The following is a 24138-nucleotide window of genomic DNA, read 5'->3' on the forward strand; positions in this document are numbered from 1 at the left end:
AGCTGGTCATCGCCGCCGGCGCCCACGAGCAGGTCGTCGCCAGCGCCGCCGTAGAGGATGTCGCTGTCGGTCCCGGATTCGCTTCCATCGCTGCCGAACAGCATGTCGTTCCCGTCGCCGCCGTAGATGGTGTCGTTCCCATCGCCGCCGTAGACCGCATCGTCCCCCGCTCCGGCGTCGATGTAATCATTTCCAGCGTCGCCTAAGATGATGTCGATACTATCGCCGCCGTAAAGGTGGTCGTTGCCTGCGCCTCCGTCCAGGTAATTGGCTCCGTTGCCGCCATAAATAATGTCGTTCCCATCGCCGCCGATGATTTCGTTGTCGAAGGGAAACGTGCCGGTGTTGAGGAGCGAATTGAGCAGGGCCGCCAAATCGGTGTTACTGATCACGCCATCGCGGTTGAGATCCAGCACGTACAGCGCATCGGCGGCAGACAGTGAATTGGCCGACTCGTAGGCGGACAGACTCACCAGTGCGCTTTCCATGGTCACGATGTCGGCGGCATCTCGGCTCCCATTCAGGTTGACGTCGCCCGGCAAGTAGGCGGAGCCCGTGAGCGGATTTATAGGCGCAGCCAGGCTGCCGTAGACGGTGTCGTCGCCCGCGCCGCTGACAATGGTGGTGCCTTCCATCCAGGCGTAATCGCTGCGCACGACGGCGGAGCAATCGATGGTGTCGTCGCCTTGTGCCGGTGGTGATGTTAATGAATTTGACGGAGCTGGCCGGCAGGCTCGAAGGGCTGATATCGGTGGCTCCGGACATGACTTGAACGTTGCCAGATGAGACGCCCACGGTGATGGTGTCGCCGCTATCGTCGCCGCTGATGGTGAGCGTGGCGGTGGTGCCGTTCCAAGAGGTGCTGACCGACAGCATGGCCCGATCTTGCAGTGGCTCGATGGCGGTGATACGGCCACGCTCGGCGCACCCCTTGGGCTTGGCCGATCGCATTTGCGGTTGGAACCCCAGGGCACTCCAGGTCGATTTCCAAGCGCGCAGTGGTAAACGCATGATCCACCTCCGAGGTAGCTGTTAAAGACTCTGCCGAAAGAAATGCCTCTAGAAAATTGGCTGCCAGTCCAATTTCACCCAGCGCCGGCCCACCCCTCCAATGGAATTGCGATTGGTGATTGCGGCATCGTAACGCGCGCAAGCGGCTTGTCAATCAATGACGGCGAAAAAAAGAAAAATTTCACGCGCCGCTAATTGAACCCACGTAGCGGGTGTGGTGAGTAGCGCAGAGGGGCTTTACGATGGTCATGCGCATCCTGGCCTCCTTCGCCACCATTGCCGGGCGGAATCGTATGAACCGCCCTAGGTTCCTGTGCGGCATGTCAGCCTTTCGGACAACAACCCGCCGCCGCCCATTTTTTGCTTGCATTGCTCCCACGATTTCGTTTACAATCACCTGAGTCGGAAGACCAGGTGGGGGGATTCCGCCGGCTAAGTCTGCGTGTTGCCGCTCCAATACTTTTGGCGGGGAATTGGAGCTTCAGGGCAGCCGTTTAGCGGCGAAGAGCGCTTCTGGTGCGCTCAGCTGGCCTAATTGGGTCACGCCATCACATCGGCATGTCGCAGGGGCATGCTCCATGGAGACTTTGCTCATGTTTGCGCCGTCCAGCCCTCGCACCGATCTCGATGGTCAGAAACTAATCACCGCTTACGGCTCGGCTGATCTCGCCGAAGCTCGGTCGCCGGTTGCTGGTTCTCGTCGCGGGTTGCTCATCGCACGCCCTTCGGCTTTCACCCTGGTAGAACTGCTGGTGGTCATTGCCATCATCGGCATTTTAATTGCCTTGTTGTTGCCGGCGGTGCAGGCTGCGCGCGAATCCGCCCGCCGGTTGCAATGCTCCGACAACCTCAAGCAAATGGGCATTGCCTGCCAAACGTATGCCACCGCCAAGCGAACTTTTCCGCCGGGAAAAACGATCATTCAAACCAACAACACCACGGGCATTAACTTTTACTCCAATTGGGCGATCGAAATTCTGCCGTTCATCGAAGAAACGCCCCTCTACCGCATGTATCACTTCGATTTGCAAAACAATGACACCACGTTCAACAACAAAGTCGTCCAAACCGACGTGAAAGTGTACGATTGTCCCAGCGATCCCAATCCACCGGCCATCGGCACGCCGCAGCCTGATCAAACGCACCAGTATGCCAAGGGCTCCTACCGTGGCGTGGCGGGCCGCGGCATCGGCGACAACGGCGGCGGCAATAATAACGACTTTTGGGACAGCGGCCAGTTGATCATCGGCGGCAATGAGCTGACGCTGGCCGATAAAGGTCCGCTCCCGGTGGTGGTGCAATCAACCACGGCCAGCCCGCTCAATCCGAATTACAGTTTTCTGCGTAGCGCAGTCAAAATATCGCAAATTACCGACGGCACTTCCAAAACGCTGCTGATCGGCGAATACACCACGGTAACGCAACCTGCCCCAGTCGGCGGAGTTATCGTTTGGCGCTCCGCGTTTTGGGGCGCTAGTTATTACGGCTTGAACCTGGGCTCGATTACCTTGGTCTCCAGCTACCGGACCGGCAAGAATATGAACCCCATGTCGGTGCAGTTCGATCCTGATTACGACAAGTGCGTAATAGATGTCACCGCTGCTTATTCAACTTTGGGGGTTAGCGCCCGGACCGATCAGCCCTGCAACCGCGCTTTCACCGGCGTGCATGGCGGCTTAAGCGGCGGCGTGATGAACTTTGTCTTTTGTGACGGCTCGGTCAAATCCGTTAGCCAATTGGCCGATATTGTTCTAATTTCCAATTTGGCCACCATCGCCGGCGGCGAAGCGAACCAGACACTGCCGTAATCCGGAATGGGGAATTCGGAATGCGGAGTGGGGAATGGGGAATGCTCACCCCATCACCCGCTCAGCTCCGCCGCAGTTTGCTTGCATTTTTGGCTGGTTTTCGGTTACAATTGCTCCAGAAGCCAAAACCCTGGGGTGGGGGGTGTTGTTTCGGGTCTCAGAGTGCGTTGCAACGTCGCGGTTGTGGTGCGCGGTGGGCTGAGATAAATCGGGCACAGTGGGGAATCAGACCCAGTTGGCAAGCCTGCACCTTGACGATTCCAATACGGTGGGGAAGCTCGGTTGCCAGCGGGTTCCACTGGCGAGGTTGGTTGATAGTTCTAATCTTATCTAAATCGATTTTCGAGTGAGTGGCGCGGCAGGGAGCTGAACTCACGGGGAGAATTATTTATGTCTGGATCTTCGCGCTGCCGCACTTTTTCTCGCGCTTCTTGGCTTCCTCGCGCCACGGACCGCCGACTACCGATCACGGCCGGCTTCACGCTGGTGGAACTCCTCGTGGTCATCGCCATCATCGGCATTTTAATTGCGCTCTTGCTGCCGGCTGTGCAAGCGGCGCGCGAAGCCGCCCGGCGGACACAATGCACCGATAATTTGAAGAACATGGGGTTGGCCTGTCTGAATTACGCAACCGCGAAAAGAACGCTGCCGCCGGGAAAAGTGTACGGCACGACCACGGCCACCGGCACTTGTGGCTCCTCTACCAACGCGGACAGCTTTCACAACTGGTATACGAATTGGGCGCTGGAAATCTTGCCATTTATGGAAGAAACCGGCTTGTATCAGCGCTATCGTTTCGACCTTCCGAATTTGGACGGGGCGAACGACTCAGTGCGCAAAACGATGATTAATGTGCAAAGCTGCCCGAGCGATCCCAATCCTCCCGCTTTTGCAACCGGTCAGGTCGCAGATGAAAACGGCCACACCATCATGACGAGTTCCTACAAAGGCGTCGCCGGCCGCGGGTATTTCTTGAAAGTCGGCGCTGGCGGCAACGCCGAGGCATATTGGGACAGTTTTCAGGCCGGCAAAGGGGGCGAAACCATGCGGCTTGTTGATCGGGGCCCGTTGCCCGTTGTCGTGGTCACGCCGCCGCCAGCAGGACAAAAGCCGTCCTATGGCACTGCACCGGGTTGCACCATGGGACAACTCAGCAAATACCCAATAAAAATTAGCCTGATTACGGATGGCACTTCCAAAACCTTATTAATAGGCGAGTTCACAACTGTTACTCAGCCCGCCGGCACGCCACCAGTCACGCGGTCCGCCGCCTGGGCCAGCAGTGTCTTTGGAATGAACTTGGGCAGTGTTACGCTGCCGACTACCTCCACCAGCCCAACCGATCCCTGCCGGGCGAATCCGTTAACCTGCAGCGCCGCATCAATCAACGTTGAACTCGACCCGGATTACAATAAGTGCGCAACGGGTACAGATCCTGGTTTCCCGCAACCCTGCGAGCGCACTTTTGCTGGCATTCATGGCGGCAACGGGGCGATTAACTTCGCCATGTGCGATGGCTCGGTTAAAGTATTTGTTAACACCATGGATATTCGCATTCTGGCCGCCATGGCCACCATTGCCGGCGGTGAATCGGTCCAACTGCCGTAGCCGACCAGCGCAACGCAAATAGCAAATTGGGCCAGTCGTCGTCGCATCGCTTGATTTAACGAGAATGTAGCGACAGCCCCGCGCTCCTGCTCTTCAATCGTTCAAGTTGAGCAGGCTTTGTAATTCCCCTGGATCGTTCATGGCCGTAATGGTGCAGCGGAGCGTGCGAGATTCGCCTGGCTCCAAACGTTGCAGCCAACCGCGCTGTTCGTCTTTTGGCCGCCCTTCCACGCCCGCATTGGTGGGCTCCAGTGCGCCCATGTATTGGCCGTGCGGTCCCCAGTGTTGCCAATTGGCCAGCCGCTGATAATCTTGCCGGGCGTGTTCGATTTTCACGCCGAAGCCCCGGGCGCGATTCACCAGGCCGGAGAGAACTTTTCCCTGAGCATCTGCCGGCGCATCCACGTAGGCGCAAAACTGGCAGCCGCCGCGGCGCAAATCCATCGGAGGCGGAGCGGTTTTGAAATCGACGCCGGCGGCAAACCGCTCTGCGCCTTCCACACCGGTAACCGCTCCCCGGTAACAGTAAACGCTGGATTGCGGCTCCAACAGCGGATAGCCGAAGTTGATGTGCAACAGCCACGCCAGCGGAACCGGGCGATAATCGCGGTTGGTGAACTCATCGGCAATGTGAATCGCCGTTTCGCCCAGGCGGCTGGAAATGGTGCGCCGTAATTCCACGTTTGGTCCAAACACCCGGGCTGTGCGCACCAGGGCGGTAATGCTCATTTCGAATTGACCACGCAGCGGATCGGGATTGACCATCGATTCCACAATGGCGGCCGAATTGGAATGCGTGCCGTGCAGGCCGAAGGGCTTGCCGTTTTCCTCGAAGGGCGCGCCGGTGTTCAGCGGCCCGCAACTGACTAGCAGGCCGCCGTAAAAGCTCCACAACCAATCGTCGCGCTGGTCATAGGCGGCGGTGGGAGCAGTGACGCCGGTGAGCGAATGCCACGTGAGCGATTGGCCGAAAAACTCGGCATCGGCAATATCCAGGCCGCGATCGATCACCACTTTGTAGCGCAACCCGCCGCCGGTATTCACCCAGGCAATGCGCACGCCGCGGCCGGGGCCATTATCGAGAACCGAAGTTTCGATGCCGCCCAGTTGGGCCGGGTTGATAATGGGCGCGGTTTGAAAATCGGTCGTCGACATCGAGTGCGGGGTGCGAGATTTATTTTCAGCCATAAGCAAAGCCGCCAAGCAAATAGGATGTTCATCAAAACCAAATGCAAATTTTATATTTCGCGCGGTGCAGATTGCCAGCTACCCCGTTGGCAGGGAGCGCTTTGGAATGGGTTACCCTCGAAAGGGGGAATCGCAAAAAATGGAAGACGGACGGCTCGAAAAACAAATCGCCAGAAGCAAGCGGTTGTGGTATGATGCATCTTTGTCGCTCGTTTGCACCAGGAACAGAGTTTCTTCCGTGATGGTTAGCATCGCTTGAGATTGCAGCGCGGAAATTGCTTTGCCCGTTTACCGCAGGATAGAAAATCGATGGAAGAGGTACGTTCACGCGCTGCCCGAATGCGGCGGGGCTTGCTGGGGATTGTTTTTGTGGTCGGCTGGCTGACTTGTGCTTGCCTGTTGCAGGCTGCGTATGAAGCTCCGAACCCGTTGTATAATCCGCCGACCAATTATTACAACCCGGCCCTGGGAACCGGCCTTACGCTCCGGTCGAATCTACACACTATCATCAGCACGGGCTTCGTCGGGCGCTCCTATGGCGATAGCCGCTGGAACATGGCCACCGTGGATTCCGACGGCGTGACGAAGAAAACTTCGATCGACCAAGATCCGAACAACCCGAACAACATCATTCTAATTTACAACAACGCGTCCATTCCGGGCACTTGGGATGCCGGCGCGACGTGGAATCGCGAGCATGAATGGCCGAAGCATTGGCTCGGCGTAACCAGCGCGCAGGTATCTAACACCTATATTGGCCCCGCCTCCGATTCGTTTGAATTGCGCCCCTCGAATCCGAACGTGAACTCATCGAGGAATGACGACGGTTACGGGTTGTATCCTTATGCCGGCTCGTATGGAGCCAACAGCGGCTTTTGGTATCCCAGCACTGCGGACGCCGGTGAAGTGGCGCGGACCATGTTTTACATGGCAACCCGGTATTTCAACCCGAGCAATCCTCTTCGCGGCACGGATATTCAGAACCTGGAATTGGTTAACGGCGCGCCCACAACTTTCAACATGGGAGATTTGAATTCGTTTTTGCATTGGAACTACGAATACGGCGTCGATAATTTCGAGCGGCGCCGGAATCAATACATTTACGGCAGCTCCGGCGATTTGACCGATCACGCGCTGAACCCGAAGTACTACCAAGGCAACCGCAATCCGTACATCGATCATCCGGAATACGTGTGGGCGGTGTTCGGCACCGATAAGGACGGCAGCGGCAACATCATCAACAACTCGCAACTTAGTTTGGGAACCGGCGTGGTAGGCGCCGATGGCTCCTCCAGTGCCGCCGTTGACTTGGGGCGGATTATGGTCAACGGCACGTTTGGAACGAGCAATGTCAACTTCAATAAAACCGGCAACGACCCGACTACGTTTGATTTGACGACGGCCGGCAGTGCTGCGATTGGCGGCAGCGGCCCAAATAATCTGTTTGCCGGCGCTGGGCAAGGAATTGATTTCGGCACGCAAAGCCGCACCATTACCGTTGGCTTGAACGCATCGACCAGCACTGGCGGCCTGAAAAACGGCGTGGTGACGCTTCATAATACCGATCTGACGACTTCCGGTGGCGGGCATGGCTCGGCCGATGGCAACGATACCATTAACGTGTCCGGGGCCGTGCTGAACCAGCGTGTGGTTACGCCGAGTGCGTCGAACGTCAACTTCGGCAGCGTGGTGGTGGGAGCGACGGTGAATAACAACTTCAACCTGACCACGACGGGCGATGACAACTCCTTCACGCGGGTGAATGTGGCCGGCTCCTCCACGGCCGACAGCAACGGGATGCAAATTACGGGCTCGACTGCGCTGTTCAACTCCGCAGCTTCCACATCGAGCCGGAGCCTGGGGGGAACGCTCAGTTCTGTCGGCAATAAAACGGGTTCCTTGTCGCTGGCGGTGAGCACTGCCGAGAACGGTGGCGCGGGCTTGGCCGGAGAAGGCGCGTATTCCGCCATTAGTGTTGGCTATTCGGCAACGGTGTTGGACCACGCCAACGCAAGTTTTAGCGGCACCCAAGACACGGATTCGATTACGATTGACTTGGGCGTGTTTGCCAAAGGGACCGGAATGCATCAAGCGGCATTCAGTCTTTTCAATTTGATCACCACGGTTGGCTTCACTGCCGGCTTGGATTTGAACAGCATTCTCGGCAACGGAGACACCAGCGAGTTGACGACCACGCTGGCGTCATTTCAAAATCTGGCCGCCGGCAGCAGCTCGGCTTACTTTGCGGACCTGAATACGGACATCACGGGAAATTTTTCAGCGAGTTATTCCTTGGGACTTTCCGACAACGCGCTGTTGCCCGGCGCCACGGCACAGGCGGCCCCGCTTACTTTGACCCTGACGGGCATCGTTAAACTTACCGCTGGCGATTTTAATTTTGATCAGCACGTTGACTCTTCGGACATTGCCTCTCTGCTGTCGGCTTTGACCGATTTGAGTGATTACGAATCGCAAAATAATTTGACGCCGCAAGACATGCTGGACTTGGGCGATTTGAACAGCGACGGCGCTTTCAACAACGCGGACCTGCAGGCCTTCTTAAACTTGCTGCTTTCCGGCCATGGCAGCACTGCAAGCGTTCCCGAGCCTGCTTCGCTAGGGCTGCTGGTTCTGGGCAGCCTGTGCATGCTCGGCGTCCGTGCCCGGCGGCGAGTGGCTTGAATACTCGCTAGCAGTTGTTGGCGGCCCACACGGCTAGCACTTTGGTCCTTCTACGCCCGAGTGAAATCTGCATTCGCATTTTGCTCGCTAGCGATTTCCTAGTTTGTCTACATGGAAAACTCAAGAAAATCGGAAGAATTTACTCCACCGGAACTCTCTGCCCATCCGATAATCCGCTACGACAGTTTCAACTCGGACTTCGTTTGAGGATGGAAAGCCATGCGCTCTGCACTCATTGGTCTTGGATTGTTGGCGGCTGCGGGCCTGCTCATTACGACCGTGGTTCACGGGCAGGTTAATCAAGCCACAGAAGCCACTGCGACTCGCTACGCAACGTGGGAAACGAGCAGCGCCGACAACCGCGACGCATCGGTCGTGCCTGCCCAGGCCACCGATCCCTTCAGCGTGGCGCGCAAAACACAAGACATCAATTTCGGTTCCCCACCGGTTTCCAGTAGTAATAACGCGCCGCCATTTAACCCAGCGACCAGCAATGGACAGACCGATTCCAACGCCACGGGGAATGACGGCAGGCAGCCCCTGGGACGTTCCGGCGTGCAATCGATTTTCCCCAATGCGTCGGCCAACCAAAATTCTGGGCCGGCCAAAAACCATCCCGTAAACGATTCCAACGACGTCACCACCTCCGGCCCGCTCAGATCGCTGCAGCAGCGATTGACGGCGGTCCGCAAATCGCCGGCGCCCGGCGCTGCTCCGGCAGCCGACATGCATCCGCCGGTGGTCGAAATTCCTAAGTATTCTCAAGCGTCATTGCCAAGTGCCGCGCCGGTCGTGGGTGCTCCTGCAAACGTCATCCCGCATGCCAAAACGGCTGGAATTGTAGAGAATGCCACGGCGCCAAACTTGCCCGATATCCATACCGTTGCGCCATCGACCAGCATCGACGAGTTTTCCCGTGGAGAAGTTTCCACGCCGAAGGGCAGCGAAGCGCTGGTCTCGGTGGCAGTAACGCCGGCCGGGCCGGTTGTTAGCGAGCCGACAATCATAGGACGACGCGTGCCGTCGCTCGGCGCAAATTCGGCCAACGTAACCAACCCGAGCGATATGGCCAGTGCTCCGGAAATTGCCTCGCGGGTTACCGCGCCGAATCGCCCGCTGAGCATGCCGCAAGAGAACGTGCTGTTCTCTCAACAAAATCCCATTCTGGCCGTGGAGACGATTGGCCCCAAAAGCATTTCGGTCGGCAAGGAAGCAACCTATTGCGTGGCCATCAGCAATGCGGGTGAAATGATTGCTCAAAGCGTGACGGTTTCGGTCAAAACGCCGGAATGGTCGGAAATTTTGGGAACGAAGACGACCACGGGCGAAACTTTGGCGGCTTCGGAACATCGCGGCGAGCCCTTAATTTGGCGTTTGCCGCGGTTAGAGCCGCACAGCAAGGAACAATTGATTATTCGCCTGGTGCCGCGCGAAAGCCGGGCCTTCGACCTGGCCGTGCAATGGGCCTGCGCTCCCGCCGCCTCACAGGCCGTGGTCGAGGTGAAGGAGCCCAAAATTGCGATGGTGCTGGATGGTCCGTCCGAAATTCTGTACGGGCAAACCAAGCTCTACAAACTGACGTTGAGCAATCCGGGTACCGGCGACGCGGAAAACGTGGAGCTGCTATTGGCGCCTGTCGATGGCGGCCCCGGTGCGCCCACGCGCCAGGAAATCGGTTTAATTCGCGCCGGCGAAAGCAAGCCAGTTGAAGTGGAACTTTCCGCGCGGCAGGCGGGCAAGCTGTCGGTCAAAGCTACGGCCATTGCCGATGGAAATTTGCGGGCCGAGGTGGCGGAGGATGTGCTTGTTCGCCGCGCCAGCTTAAAAGCCGCTGTCAACGGACCGGAAGTTAAATTCGCCGGCACGCCTGCGAATTACAATGTCGTGGTGTCTAACCCCGGCAACGCCACCAGCGAAAACATTATGGTGGCGGCCGTCTTGCCGCCGGGAGCCAAATACTTGTCGAGCCCGGGCGGGCAGTTTATCGAAGCGGAAAACAAGGTGGCTTGGAACTTGCCCAGCCTGCGCGCCGGCGCCGAGCAGGAATTGCAATTCTCCTGCTTGCTGTCGAACCCTGGCGTCAACCGGATGCAAGTGCTGAGCACCGCCTCCAACGATTTGTATGACAACGCCGCCACGGCCACCAACGTGGAAGCTTTGGCCGATCTAAAATTGGAAGTGAACGATCCGCCGGGTCCGTTGGCCGTGGGCGAAGAAATGGTGTACGAAGTGCATATCCGCAACCGCGGGAGCAAGGCCGCCGAAAACGTCGACGTGGCCGGCTTCTTCTCCAGCGGCATCGAGCCCATCAAGGCGCAAGGCGGGCAGCACGAACTTTCGTCGGGCCAAGTGGTGTTCCAGCCCATTGCCTCAATTTCCGCGGGATCGGAAGTTGTGCTGAAAATTACCGCCCGTGCCGATCAGCCGGGCAACCATGTGTTCCGTGCCGAAGTGAATTGCCCATCGATGGGCGCCAAGCTGGCCTCCGAAGAGACCACCTTGTTCTACGGCGACGGCCAAACACCGACCGAGCGCGTTGCCGCACGGCCCACCGCCCCTGCCGGTTCCAACACGATTCCGCCGGCCGGCACTCCGACGCCGGCTGTTCCGCGATAAAAGAATTTCCGACGAGCTAATTTCCGCCCAGGAGTTTTTCGCTCCTGGGCGTTTTTGTTGGAAAAATCACGCTCGCGGGCCGTTCTTGGGGCGATCGGTTGCACCCTCTGCAATTCTAAGTAAGATAAACACTCATCATGCATGGGCGCATGGTTTGCTGGCTGTGAACAGAGATTGAGCGCAGGCGTTAGGCACCCTCACAGCATTAAGCAACTCGACTCGGCAGCTCATGAAAATAACCGTGCGGTTCGCCTGCGCGCTGGGGGCGCTTTGCGCAGGCCATTGGAAATTGGCGCAGGCTGAAATCTACGATTTGGGCGGAACCAATCAGCCGTCGAAAAATGCCGTCGCTACGTTCGATGGCGTCAACACGCCCGGCTTTGTCAACGACATTGTCGGGGCCCAGGCCTTCTACATGGCCGGCATTTTTGGCGAATATACCATCAGTGCAAACATCGAAGCCGGCGCCATTTGGGGTGGTCCCAACGGGCATGAAGACCTGAGCCTTTCCACGTACGAATACACCGGGCAGGGCGCGCTGGGTGAAGTGGATCGGCATGCCACGTGGGTGGGCTCGGTGCTGGGGGGGCTGAATTACAACGAGTGGGTTTCGCAGGGAAATAACTTCATCAGCGAATTTGGCATGGCCCCGGCCACATTTCTGGCCTCGGGCGCCATTGCCACGCAGTGGGATGCTCCCGCGCCGAATCCGGACAACAGCATTCCCAGCTATTCCACCAGCTTCGAAACTTCGCAAGCGGCCATCTACACCACGTACAACCGATTCACCAACACCAATACGGCGGTGAATCCGGCGATTAGTGCGCAATCCCCCATCCTAAGCCTGCCGGGGCTATCGGTAGGATTTAGTGGCACGGCCAATGTCATCAACAGCAGTTGGGGATTTGAAGATCCGACGGGAACCGACGACATCACCAAGCTGATTGACGCGGTTGCCCGCAAATTTCCGAACACTACCATCGTGGTGGCGGCCGGCAATTTTCCCAATCCGCCTACGCCCGCCAACAGCGTGACCGGGCCGGCCTCGGGCTACAACACAATTTCGGTCGGCGCAACGCAAAATAATTTAACGCTTTCCGATTTCACCCAAGTGGCCGATTTCAGCGGTCGCGGCCCGGAAGATTATGCCGACCCGGTGCACGGAACCATTCCCGGGGTGCGGGCGGCGGTGGATATTGTCGCGCCGGGCACCTCAATTTTTGCGGCTTATTACGGCGGACAAAGCGGGGGCAACGGGCCGACGCTTCCCAATCCCGATCCGCCCAATCTGGCGAACAATTTGTACAACTATCCGCTGGCCGGCACCAGCTTCGCCGCGCCCATTGTCAGTGGCGGCGTGGCCCTGATGAACAGCCTGGCCATCCAGATTGCTGGCGGATACACGTACAACGGAATCATCGTCAATTCGTTCCCTTCCACTTCGCAAGATGCGCGGGTGATGAAAGCGGTGCTGATGAACTCGGCCGATAAATTGCCCGGCTGGGACAACGGCCAGCATTTTGATCCGCAATTGGGCCGCGTAATTACCACGCAATCGCTCGATTGGGCGCAAGGGGCGGGGCAAATCAACTTATCGCGTGCCTTTTTGCAGTACATCGATCCCAATGGCACGCACGACGTGCCCGGCACCGGCGGCGGCAATGTGGCTAAAGTGGGTTGGGATTTGGGTGCCCTGACGCTGGGCAACCATAACGATTACGCTATTACCAATCCGCTGCAAGGCGGCACGTATTTAGATGTCACGCTGACCTGGTTCCGCGACCGGAGCGTAGACGACGTGAACGAGGTGGGAACCGACGACGGCCAGGCCAACCTGGATTTGCAAATTTGGAACAGCACGTTCACCAATTTGCTGGCTTCTTCGGAAAGCGCCTATAACACCTCGGAGGAATTGCACTTCGACTTGCCTGCCGACGGCCAGTACGGCCTCCGGGTGTTGTATCTGGATCAGATTTTTGGCACGCCTCAAGACGAAACTTACGGTCTGGCGTGGGACGAATTCTCTCCCGTGCCGGAACCGAGCTCGCTGCTGTTGGCTTTCGGCTGCTTCGTCGCCTGCTTGGCCCAGCGAGGGAAATACCGTCGGCGTGTTTGAAGCGGATGTCTCTTGCAAAGACGTAGATTTCGCCTGCCCGTCGGTTGCCCTACTAAGGGAGGAGGCTGCAACTGAGATTTCAAAAAATCGCGAAATTTGCTTGCATTCGGCGTCCCCCCCATTATAATCAGCGACACATTTGGTCTGGCGGTGCAATTCTGCGCAGTGGAAGAGGCAAGTACGAGCTGTTCTCGGTGACGCGCTGGCGGCTGTTGACGGAGCCGCGCTGGTCGTTTGCCTAAGACTCTCATCCACAAGTTCGATGGTACACAAGCTCTGGGAGAATCAACATCATGATCAGCAAACACCGAAGAAAAAAATTCAATGATAGTAACTTGCGCAGATTGCGATTTGAATCGCTGGAACCGCGCCGGGTGTTGGATGGAATTGTGACGGTAGCGGTCAATGGCGCCGGCCAGTTGGTATTGATCGGCGACACGGCCAACAACCAGGTGCAGGTGAATTATGGCAGCACGCCGGGCACTTTTTTTGTCGCCAGCGTCGGAGGAACTCTCCTCACCGATGGCGGAACGCCGAGCACTGCGACGCTCACAGAAACAGGAGCAACGGGGGGCATTGTTGTTCGTCTCGGCGCAGGCGCAACCAAATCGTTTGAATTTGGCGATAATCCGCCGGCCGCGCCTCCTAGCCCACTTTGGGAGGTGCCGACCATTAACATTCTTAACGCAGCGGGCACCGAGACGAATACCATTAACAACGTTTTGCTTGACACGCTGACGACAAACATGGCGCCAACTGGTGCGACGCAAGTATTGTCGGTTTTAAGCACTCACGTTCTCGGCTTGACCACCGTTAACAACACGGGTGGCGTCGGCGGCAATACCATGACGACGATCGATGGCACCGCCTCGAAAACGGCCTTGGATGGCGGCTTGCTGGTGACAAATCCCAACGCCAATAATATTTTCATGACGACAGGGAGCGTATCGATTGGCGCCGCGCTGTTTCCCACCCCCCTTCCCCCACCGGTGCCTGCTCCGGCTTTGCCGCCAGTGCTTGAGATATTAAACGGAACGGCGGGAGCCACAACCAGAGGAAGCTCGACCGTATTCACGGGCAATGCGACAATTTATGGCAGTGTCATAGTTACTGGCCAAGCGCACCCGCTGACCATTCCCCCGACACAGGACATCGTCAAATTCATTGGCTCAACGGTTTACGGTGGAGTGACAGTGACTGATTTGGGCGGGACAACCTCCGTATCGGTGACCAGCAGTACCATTGGCGCACAGTTGACAAATACCGCAGCTGCGGGCGGGGCGCTAGTAATTAACAACAATACCGCACCAGGCGCCGCGGCCGGCTTTGCGGCAGTGACCATCAGCGGCGCTTCCAACATTCCCTGGGGAGTGTTCGTCAATGATGGTGCTGCTACGGGAGCCAGCGCCGGGAGTTTGACGACCATTACCGGTGGTACAATTGGCACTCGCCTTGGCACAAATCCGGTCCCCGGGTTTGCGACCCTAGGAGATGCATTGACCGTCTTGGGTGAAAATGCTGGGCTAAATAACTTTACGATGACTGGCACGACGCTGGGCGGAGTGGTGAATTTCGTCGGCGCCGGCTTAACGCCCACGCCGGGAGTTAATTTCGTCACGATTTCGAACTCCACGATGGCCGGGTTGATATTTGGGACCGCGCTAGGCAGCGCGGGGGGCAACAACGTGACGCTGACCAGCGACACCATTCAGCAGACGTTCAGCATCATTTTCGGCAACGGCTCGAATAACTTGACCCTGGCTGGAACCATGGTGTTGCCGAACGAGTTGACGGGAATTTCCAGCATTATTGGCATCGGCGGGGTCGACTTTTTGTCGAACCAGGCCGGCGTGCCTTTGATGATTCAGGGCGATTTTGTCACCAGCTCGATTGCGATTGGACCATAGCCATTCCGGTCGTTTAATGAGCAATTGGGGTTAATCTTCAACCGTTCCGCTAAGGCGGAAGGCGGCGGTATGGCCCTGTTCTTATTGCCGGCTGCTTTTCAAACAAATTGCTCCCAATTAAGCTGGATGTGAGTTAAAATCGAGACCAGCCTGTTTTAATCCACAGGCCTGTCCAAGTTTTCACTTCCAGCGCACTTGAAGAGTGAAAACGAAGATATCCGCTAGCGACCAGCGCCACGGACCTGCGAGGCATTTGATCCGGCCAGCCAATGGGTCATTCCAGCTTTACGAAGCTTGACGCCGGCAATGCCCGCGCTGCTTGAAGTTACACCTTAGACCATTTCACCAGACAGCAATCTGAGTCAATACGGGGACCAGCGTATGGCTATTTCGCGCCGCTTGGGCAGAACGTATTTTGTGCCTTCCAGGAGGAACCGCAGCCGCCCACGAGTTCGGCAGGGCCAGCGCCGGCGAAAGGCCTGGCATCGACCGTGGTTTGAGTATTTGGAATCGCGCGCGTTACTGACCACGGTTGCCGTTCAGTTTCAGTATTTCAATAGCGGCGGCACACAGCAAGTTTCCTCGCTGACGGCGGGGCAGGATTACTTGCTCAAAGCTTTTGTCCAAGATGTCCGCAGCAGTCCGGCCGGCGTGGAAGAGGGTTGGCTCGATCTGAGCTTCAATTCCAGTTTGATTTCGGTGAACGGGGCGATTACGCATGGGGCTGATTTTAACGGTGGGAATGCTTCGGGAACCGCGGCTGCCGGCTCGCTGACCGATGTGGGCGGCGACAGCACCACGGACGTTCCGCCAGCGCAGCCGGCCGCCAGCGATTTGTTGTTTGTCGTGCCCATTCATGCCAGCGGTTCCGGAGGGCTAACGCTAACGCCCACGTTGTCTTCTGTTCAGACCAAGCAATTTACGATGTTTGGCCTGGGCTCCGCCGGAGTAGCGGTGCCCTTAAGCGATATTAGCTTTGCCGGCGGAAGCATTACCGTGAATCCTGCCGGACCGCAAGTGACGGCGGTTTCCTCCACCAAAGCCAGCGGAACGTATAGCGTGGGAGCGTCGATTCCCATCACCGTGACGTTCACAACCCCGGTCACCGTGACCGGCACGCCGCAATTAACGCTGAATGACACAGCGGTAGTGAATTACAGCAGCGGCAGCGGCACTAGCACGTTAACGTTTAACTACACGGTCGCGGCAGGCCAGAACGCTTCCGATTTGGATTACAACTCCACTTCGGCCTTGAGCCTGAACGGCGGCAGCATCAAGGATGCGTCGACGAATAACGCCATTCTCACGTTGCCGGCGACCGGCTCGGACGGTTTGGCGCAAGATAACCTGGTAATCGATACCGCCGGCCCCACGGTTTCCAGCGTGGCCACCACTGCCGCGGCGGGAAGCTATGGCGTGGCGGCAATTATTCCCATCACGGTGAAGTTTAACGAGCCGGTCACCGTTACCGGCACGCCGCAATTAACGTTGAACGATGGCGCAGTGGTCAATTATTCCAGCGGCAGCGGTGGCAGCACGTTGACGTTTAACTACACCGTCGCCGCGGGTCAGAACACGACCGACTTGGATTACGCTTCGATCTCCGCCTTGAGCCTCAACGGAGGCACGATCAAAGACTCCGCGGCGAATAGCGCTATCCTCTCACTTCCGGCGACCGGGACGGATGGTTTAGCTCTGGACGGCATTCTTGTTGACACGACCAACCCTTCGATTTCCAGCGTATCAACAACTGCCCTTGCCGGAACCTACGGCGTTGGCGCGAGTATTCCCGTGACGGTAACGTTCAGCGAACCGGTCTTGGTGACTGGCACGCCGCAATTGGCGCTGAATGCCGGCGGCGGCGCGGTGGCCAGTTACACCAGCGGCAGCGGCGGCAGCACATTGACGTTTACTTACCTTGTGGCCGCCGGCCAAAGCACTGCGGATTTGGATTACACTTCCACATCGGCCTTAAGCCTCAACAGCGGCTCCATCAAAGATGCCGTGGCAAACAATGCCGTGCTCACGCTTCCTGCAACCAATACCGACGGCCTGGCGCAAACTCACCTGGTTATCAATACGACCAGCCCGGCAATTACCAGCGTATCGACAACGGCTGTGGCTGGGAAGTATGGCGTGGGCGCAAGCATTCCCGTCACCATTACTTTCTCTGAACCGGTGAATGTGACCGGCACGCCGCAGTTGACGCTGAATGACGCAGCAGTGGTGAATTACAGCAGCGGCAGCGGCGGCAGCACGTTAACCTTTAACTACACGGTAGCAGCCGGCCAGAACACTTCCGATTTGGATTACAACTCCACCTCGGCGTTAAGCTTGAACGGCGGCACGATCAAAGATGCCTCGTCGAATAATGCCACACTCACGCTTCCGGCGACCGGCACGGATGGTTTAGCGCAGGTCGGTATCGTGATCGACACGAGTAGCCCGACCGTTTCCAGCGTCTCGACGACCACCTTAGCTGCTTCAACGCATCCAGCGGGCGATTCGATTCCAATTACCGTGACATTTAACGAGCCAGTGACCGTCACCGGTGTTCCGCAATTAACATTGAATGCCGGCAGTGGAGCAGTTGCCAGTTACACCAGCGGCAGCGGCGGCAGCACATTGACGTTTACTTACCTTGTAGCCGCCGGCCAGAGCACTGCCGATTTGGATTACCTTTCGACTTCCGCTTTGGGCCTCAACGGCGGCAGCATTACCGATACGGCGACGAACAACGCCGTGCTCACGCTTCCGGCCACCGGCACGGACGGCTTGGCGACAAAAAATATCGTGATTGCGGCCACCGTGGGTCCAATTGTCACTCAAGTTTCAACGTCGGCGCCGGCCGGTCTGTATGGCGCAACTCGGGTCATTCCCATTACCGTGGCGTTTAGCACGGCGGTCAGCGTTACTGGCACGCCGCAGTTGACGCTCAACGACGGGGCGGTGGTGAATTACGCCAGCGGCAGCGGCACCAATACGCTAACCTTCAATTACACCGTGGCCACGGGAGAGAACACCGCGCATTTGGATTATGCCTCCGCCACGGCGCTGGCGCTTAATGGCGGCACGATTCAAGATTCGTCGGCTAATCCGGCCACGTTAACACTGCCCGGGCTAGGAACGACTGCTGATGGATTATTTGCCGCCAACATTGCGGTGAATACTATGTCGTCGTCCACGATTTATCGTTCTTCTCACACCCCGCATATTGTCGGCACGGTGAACGAACAAGGCGCCAGCCAAGTGTCGGTGGAAATTTCCGGAATCACCGACACCAATGTCGATTTCACGCTAAATGCCGACGTGCAGGGGAATAATTGGTCGATCGACGTGCCCGTGGGAAACTCGTTGGCCGACGGCTATTACATGCTGACGGCCACTTCGTCTCCATCGCAAATTTCCACGACCGCTTTATTGGTCATCGACACCCTAGCGCCGGTGGTTACGGTCGTCACGCCGCAAATTACAAATCATTCCACGCCCACCATCACCGGCACGGTGAGCGATCCGGGAACAACCAGCAGCGGCTTTCGAGCGCCCGGACAAATCGTCTCCGATGGAAATGGACTGGTAACGGTCAGCATTGTCGACTCCACCAATGTGACGGTCCAAACATTAACCGCCGTGCTGTCGCCAACTTCCAACGGTCCGAATTATTCGGCCATCCCCACTGCGGCATTGGCCGATGGCACTTACACGGTGCAGGTTGTGGCGCTGGACGATGCAGGAAATTCGAGCAACCAGGCCATCGGCACTCTGATTGTCGACATCGTTGCTCCGACGGTCACGGTGGACGGACTGGTAAACCCGGGCGATAAAATTTCGTTGGGCGGCAGCAATCGCACCCTCACCGGCACCGTGAACGATGCTGCTCCCTCCAGCGGAATTAGCGCTGTGACCGTGACGGTCGGCACGCAAACCTTTAACGCTACTGTGACGGGGAACACGTGGAGCGCCACTTTGCCGCCATCGCTGGCCGATGGTGCCTACAGTGTGCAGGCAACCGCTGTCGACAACGCCACCAACAGCGGTTCGACGCAGGTCTTCACTGGCGGCCTGAACATCGATACCACCCCGCCCACAATAACATCCGTCGATACCACCGCCACGTCCAACTCGGCGTTCAATGCCGGCAAGTTAGTTACCATCAGCGTGACGTTTAGCGAAGTGGTAAATGTGACCGGCACGCCCCAATTAACGCTCAATGACGGCGCGGTGGTGAATTACGCCAGCGGCAGCGGCACCAGCACGTTAACTTTCACGTACACTGTGGCAGCGGGCCAAAACACGGCCGATTTGGATTACGCTTCCATCACGGCGCTGGCGCTCAATGGGGGCGCCATTCAAGACGCTGCCGGCAACAGCGCGAACTTGGCACTTTCGGCCCCCGATACCGGCGTCGATCAATTGGGTCCAAAGAATGTGGACATCGATACTGTCAACCCCACGGCAACGGTCGATTCGCCGGTCGTCACCAACGACAACACGCCGACACTCACCGGCACGGTCAGCGATCCGACGCCTTCCAGTGGCAATTTGAGTGTCAGCGTGGTGGTGGGAGGCCAAACACCTACGGCCAATGTATCCGGCGGCACGTGGTCGGTGAATGTGCCCACGAGCCTGCCGGACGGCACGTATACCGTAACTGCCACAGCCTCCGACGCTGCCGGAAACAACAGTTCGCAAAGCACCGGTTCGCTGACGGTCGATACGGTCGCTCCGACAGTAAGCGTCGATCTGCTCAACAGCGGCATTTCAACGCCAGCTCTGACGGGCACCATCAACGATCCGTCTCCCTCAAGCGGCATCAAGAGTGCGATGACGGTGATCATTACCGGCGTGTCAGATACCAGCTTCGTGCCGCTGAATATTTCCGGAGTAGCCACGGCCACATCATGGACCGCGTCACTTCCTTCCGGCGTCACCTTGCCCGATGGCGTTTACACCATCACGGCCACCGTTACTGACAACGCGAACAATGCAGGCACATCGACCAACGGAAATTCCGCATTGACGGTAGACACCAAAGTGCCGGAGGTGACTGTCGATTCGCCGGTGGTCACCAACGACACGACGCCCACCCTCAGCGGTACGGTAATCGAGCCGGTTAGCGGCGTGACCATTCCCAACGTCATAGTAACCATCACAGGCGCGGGAACGGCGAATGCCGGATTTACCCAGCAACTTACGGCCAACATTTCTGGCACTGCGTGGAGTGTGGTGGTGCCGACCTCACTAGCCGATGGGTTTTACCATGTAACGGCCTCGGCGACCGATAGCGCCAATAAAACGGGCACAAGCGATGTTGGTTTATTAACCATCGATAGCGTGGATCCTGCAATCGCAATTACTAATTCGCCGCTATTGACCAACAGCAGCACTCCCATCATCGTGGGAACTTTCTCCGACGCGGCTCCCAGCAGCAGTATTCATGATGTGGCGGTAGCCATCTTCGATTCGCTTGGAAATTTTTTGGAATCGGTTACTGCCTCGGTTAACAATGGCACGGTTGCTTTCGGGGACGATGCGCACAGCATTAGCGGAGTCTGGTCGGCCACCGCCACCACGCTGGCCGACGGTACTTATACAGTTGTTGCTACCGTCACGGATAACGCCGGCAACACCGATTCCTTTACCGGCCAAAGCATTTTAACGGTCGATACCACCGCGCCGACCATTACGTCGGTCGCCACCACTGCCGTGGCCAATTCGGCTTTCAATGCTGGAAAGCAAGTGATTATTACCGTCACATTCAGCGAAAACGTGACCGTCGCTGGCGCGCCGCAGCTGACCCTAAATGATGGAGCCGTAGCGAATTACACCAGCGGCAGCGGCACCAGCACGCTGACCTTCAGCTACACCGTGGCGGCCGGACAGAATACAAGCGACCTCGACTACAGTTCCACGACGGCGCTTTCCCCCAACGGCGGAGCCGTTCAAGACGCGGCCCATAACAACGCCAATCTCGCACTGGCCACTCCCGGAACCGGCACTGATTTGTTGGGTCCCAAAGACATTGATATCGACACGGTCAATCCGACAGTCACCATTGACAGCACGCCAATTTTGTCCAACACCAACACGCCGATCATCACGGGAACCGTGAATGACGCGTCGCCTTCCAGCGGCATCGCCAACGTGACGCTCTTTGTTTTTAATCACGGAAGCTCAACGCCGTTGCAAACCATTGCCGCCGTTGTTTCCGGGACCACGTGGAGTGCAACCCTCACCGCACTGGGCGACGGCACTTACGATTTGCAAGCCACGATTGCCGATAACGCCGAAAACACGGGCTCAACCGCGGTCATCGCCAATGGTTTAACCGTCGATACGAATCTGCCAACGGTCACTGCGGTCGCCACTACAGCCGCAACCAATTCGGCTTTCAATGCGGGAAAACAAGTAACTATTACCGTCACATTCAGCGAAAACGTGAATGTCACCGGCACGCCGCAGTTAACGCTGAATGACGGCGCGATCGTGAATTACGCCAGCGGCACCGGCACCAGCACGCTGACTTTCGTTTACACCGTGACTGCGGGACAGAATACCAGCGACCTCGATTATAATTCCACGGCCGCGCTTTCCCTCAATGGCGGAACCATTCAAGACTCGGCCCATAACGACGCCACGCTCACGCTGTCGACGCCGGGTACTGGAATCGATTCGTTGGGTCCGAAAGATGTCCAAATCGACACAGTCAATCCGGCGGTCACCATCAGCGGTACGCCCATTGTTACGAACCTCAGCACAGCCACGATTACAGGCACAGTGACCGATGCTTCCCCCTCGAGCGGAATCAGCGGCGTAACCGTCACCGTGAATAACCAGACGGTAAGTGCCCATGTCGTGGGCAGCACCTGGACCGCGTTCGTGCCCAAACCGGCTGATGGAACCTATGATGTTACGGCCACTGCCACCGACGATGCCGGGAACAGCGGCACAGCGACCGTCACCGGCGGCTTAATCATCGATACGGTCAACCCCACGGTCACGGTAACGGGCGTGCCGATCATCACGAACGACAACACGCCGACGATTATGGGCACGGTGACCGACGCTTCACCTTCCAGCGGCATCGCCAGCGTAACGGTGGTCGTTGGCGGCCAAACGCTGCAGGCTACCATTACGGGCAGCACCTGGTCAGCGACGCTCACCACTATCGTCGACGGCACTTATGATATTGTGGCCACCGCCGTCGATAACGCAGGCAACAGCGGGCAAACGACCGCCACGGCCGGCTTGACCGTCGATACGGTAAATCCGACGGTGACAATTACAGGCACTCCGATTGTCACGAACGACGGCACGCCAACGATTAGCGGCACGGTGAATGACGCTTCCCCCTCTAGCGGCATCGCCGGCGTAACGGTCGTCGTGGGCGGCCAAACGCTGCAGGCCACCATCACCGGCAACACCTGGTCGGTGACTGCCGCCGCGCTGACCAATGGCACTTTCGACATCACGGCCACCGCTACCGATAAGGCCGGGAACAACGGGCAGGCTGTCGCCGCTGCGGCCCTGACCGTCGATACAGCAAACCCAACGGTGACAATTACGGGCACTCCGATTGTCACCAACGACAACACGCCGATGATCACCGGCACGGTGACCGATGCATCGCCGTCCAGCGGCATCACGGATGTGACGGTCTTAGTTGCCGGCCAAACATTGCACGCCACGATAACGGGTACCACCTGGTCTGTGACTCCGGCCACGGTGGCCGACGGCAAGTACGACATCACGGCCACTGCCACAGACGCAGCAGGCAATTCCGGCCAGACCACGGCGACCGGCGGACTGACCGTCGACACCCAAGCGCCTGTCGTGACAGTTAATCCACTTACCACCGGCGATTCTACGCCGACGTTGACCGGTACGATTAGCGATCCTGCGCCCAGCAGCGGAATTCAAAACTCCGTTACGGTGGTCATTACGGGAGCGGCGGGTTCTGGCTTCTCGCCGTTGACGATTACCGGCACGGCGACCGCCACCTCGTGGACGGCAACGGTTCCTCCGGGTTCGTCGTTGCCGGTGGGCACGTATTTTGTGGTCGCTACGGTTACCGATAATGCCGGCAATCCGGGGAGCAGTTCAAGTTCTGAAACACCGAATTTAACCATCACGGTGGCAAACTCCTCACTCGCTGGCTTCGTCTATCTCGATGCGGCAAACGATGGGCAGCGAATTTTGTCTTCCGGCGCTCCCCGCGTGGGAATTGGCGATATTACGTTGACTCTGCAAATGCAGCAAACTGACGGCACGTTCCAAACAGTTGGCACGACGCTTTCCGGCGCCGACGGCTCCTATGGCTTCAGCAATTTGGCCGAGGGCACTTACCAAATTTTGGAGACGCCCCCCACGCAGTTTATTGATGGCGTGGAAACCGCCGGCAGCTTGGGGGGCACTCCCGGCACCGATAAAATCACCGGCATCAACGTGCAGGCCGATCAAAATGGCACGGAATACAATTTCAGCGAACGCGGCGTAATTATCAGCGATGTTTCCAAGCGGCTGTTCCTGGCTTCCACTCCCATTACCTCCGCGCTTGTCAACCAATTTTTTACTTCGCCGGCGATCAGCCTGAATGGCAGTGCGGGAACCAACTTTTCGACCTCGTTCACGGCCGGGGGCAGCGCGGTGCCCATTGCCAACACCACGGCGGCGACGATCACGCATTCCGATGGCGCAGGCTTAGATTTGTTGACGGTGACGATCACGAACCCGCAAGACGGCGCCAACGAAGCCCTTTCGGCCGACCCGACGGTCTTGGGCTCCAACCCTGATATTACCGCCAGCTACAATAGCGCTACCAACACGTTGACGCTTTCGGGCGCCGCATCGGCAGCCGATTATCAAGCGGTGCTGCGGACAGTGAAGTATAACGACACCTCCGCGACGCCAAGCCCGGTGGAAAGAAACATTACGTTCGTCGTTTCCGATCCGCTCAACAGCAGCAATGTTGCCACAACCTCATTAACCATCCAGCCGGCATCAAGCACGGCGGTGAGCTCGGACTTGGCATTGCCATCGTTAGCGCTGCAATCTCAGGTGACGCCGTCGTCAACCGGCGGTAGCGGCAGCACCTCCAGCGAGCAAAGCGGGGCGCTCGTTGATAGTGCTCTGGAAACAGAAGACAACTGGCTCGCTTCTTAAATTGCGCCCTTAAATTACGCGATAGCAAAATCGCAGCGGC

General features: G+C 57.8%; 10 protein-coding genes. 8 read left to right on the plus strand and 2 right to left on the minus strand.

Features of this window, described 5'->3' with window-relative positions; genetic code table 11:
* The coding region (locus VFE46_00210) for a calcium-binding protein (protein HZZ26396.1) at positions 1-656 on the minus strand (656 nt) is incomplete at its 3' end.
* A gap of 119 nt (positions 657-775) precedes the next feature.
* On the opposite strand from VFE46_00210, the gene VFE46_00215 reads away from it, so the two are divergent.
* The 3 genes from VFE46_00215 (at position 776) to VFE46_00225 (ending at position 4427) form a co-directional block, all read left to right on the plus strand.
* The gene (locus tag VFE46_00215) at positions 776-1036 is read left to right on the plus strand and encodes a hypothetical protein (protein HZZ26397.1); all 261 of its coding nucleotides are present in this window, start codon (positions 776-778) and stop codon (positions 1034-1036) included.
* A 568-nt stretch (positions 1037-1604) separates the two neighbouring features.
* Complete coding sequence (locus tag VFE46_00220) at positions 1605-2819, plus strand: DUF1559 domain-containing protein (protein HZZ26398.1); 1215 nt, start codon at positions 1605-1607, stop codon at positions 2817-2819.
* Positions 2820-3209: 390 nt separating this feature from the next.
* On the plus strand, positions 3210-4427 hold the full coding sequence (locus VFE46_00225; protein HZZ26399.1) for a DUF1559 domain-containing protein: 1218 nt from the start codon (positions 3210-3212) through the stop codon (positions 4425-4427).
* Between the two features lie 93 nt (positions 4428-4520).
* On the opposite strand, the gene VFE46_00230 is transcribed toward VFE46_00225, so the two are convergent.
* Complete coding sequence (locus tag VFE46_00230) at positions 4521-5582, minus strand: DUF4432 family protein (GenBank protein ID HZZ26400.1); 1062 nt, start codon at positions 5580-5582, stop codon at positions 4521-4523.
* Between the two features lie 342 nt (positions 5583-5924).
* Between VFE46_00230 and VFE46_00235 the strand changes: the two genes are divergently transcribed.
* The 5 genes from VFE46_00235 (at position 5925) to VFE46_00255 (ending at position 24098) form a co-directional block, all read left to right on the plus strand.
* Complete coding sequence (locus VFE46_00235; protein ID HZZ26401.1) at positions 5925-8297, plus strand: endonuclease; 2373 nt, start codon at positions 5925-5927, stop codon at positions 8295-8297.
* Between the two features lie 219 nt (positions 8298-8516).
* Positions 8517-10913: a hypothetical protein gene (locus VFE46_00240; protein ID HZZ26402.1), complete on the plus strand. Its 2397-nt coding sequence runs from the start codon at positions 8517-8519 to the stop codon at positions 10911-10913.
* Between the two features lie 229 nt (positions 10914-11142).
* Entirely contained in the window at positions 11143-13029 is a 1887-nt protein-coding gene (locus tag VFE46_00245) for a S8 family serine peptidase (GenBank protein HZZ26403.1), read from the plus strand.
* Positions 13030-13322: 293 nt separating this feature from the next.
* Positions 13323-14936 carry a hypothetical protein gene (locus VFE46_00250; GenBank protein HZZ26404.1) on the plus strand — a complete coding sequence of 538 codons (1614 nt, stop codon included), beginning with the start codon at positions 13323-13325 and terminating at the stop codon, positions 14934-14936.
* Between the two features lie 381 nt (positions 14937-15317).
* The gene (locus VFE46_00255; GenBank protein ID HZZ26405.1) at positions 15318-24098 is read left to right on the plus strand and encodes an Ig-like domain-containing protein; all 8781 of its coding nucleotides are present in this window, start codon (positions 15318-15320) and stop codon (positions 24096-24098) included.
* The last annotated feature ends 40 nt before the right edge of the window (positions 24099-24138 follow it).

This window comes from Pirellulales bacterium (genome assembly GCA_035656635.1).
Taxonomy (GTDB): Bacteria; Planctomycetota; Planctomycetia; order Pirellulales; family JADZDJ01; genus DATJYL01.

Coding starts and splice junctions, on each gene's coding strand:
- VFE46_00220 (HZZ26398.1), top strand. CDS start 1,605: ATGTTTGCGCCGTCCAGCCCTCGCACCGATCTCGATGGTCAGAAACTA.
- VFE46_00225 (HZZ26399.1), top strand. CDS start 3,210: ATGTCTGGATCTTCGCGCTGCCGCACTTTTTCTCGCGCTTCTTGGCTT.
- VFE46_00230 (HZZ26400.1), bottom strand. CDS start 5,582: ATGTCGACGACCGATTTTCAAACCGCGCCCATTATCAACCCGGCCCAA.
- VFE46_00235 (HZZ26401.1), top strand. CDS start 5,925: ATGGAAGAGGTACGTTCACGCGCTGCCCGAATGCGGCGGGGCTTGCTG.
- VFE46_00240 (HZZ26402.1), top strand. CDS start 8,517: ATGCGCTCTGCACTCATTGGTCTTGGATTGTTGGCGGCTGCGGGCCTG.
- VFE46_00245 (HZZ26403.1), top strand. CDS start 11,143: ATGAAAATAACCGTGCGGTTCGCCTGCGCGCTGGGGGCGCTTTGCGCA.
- VFE46_00250 (HZZ26404.1), top strand. CDS start 13,323: ATGATCAGCAAACACCGAAGAAAAAAATTCAATGATAGTAACTTGCGC.
- VFE46_00255 (HZZ26405.1), top strand. CDS start 15,318: ATGGCTATTTCGCGCCGCTTGGGCAGAACGTATTTTGTGCCTTCCAGG.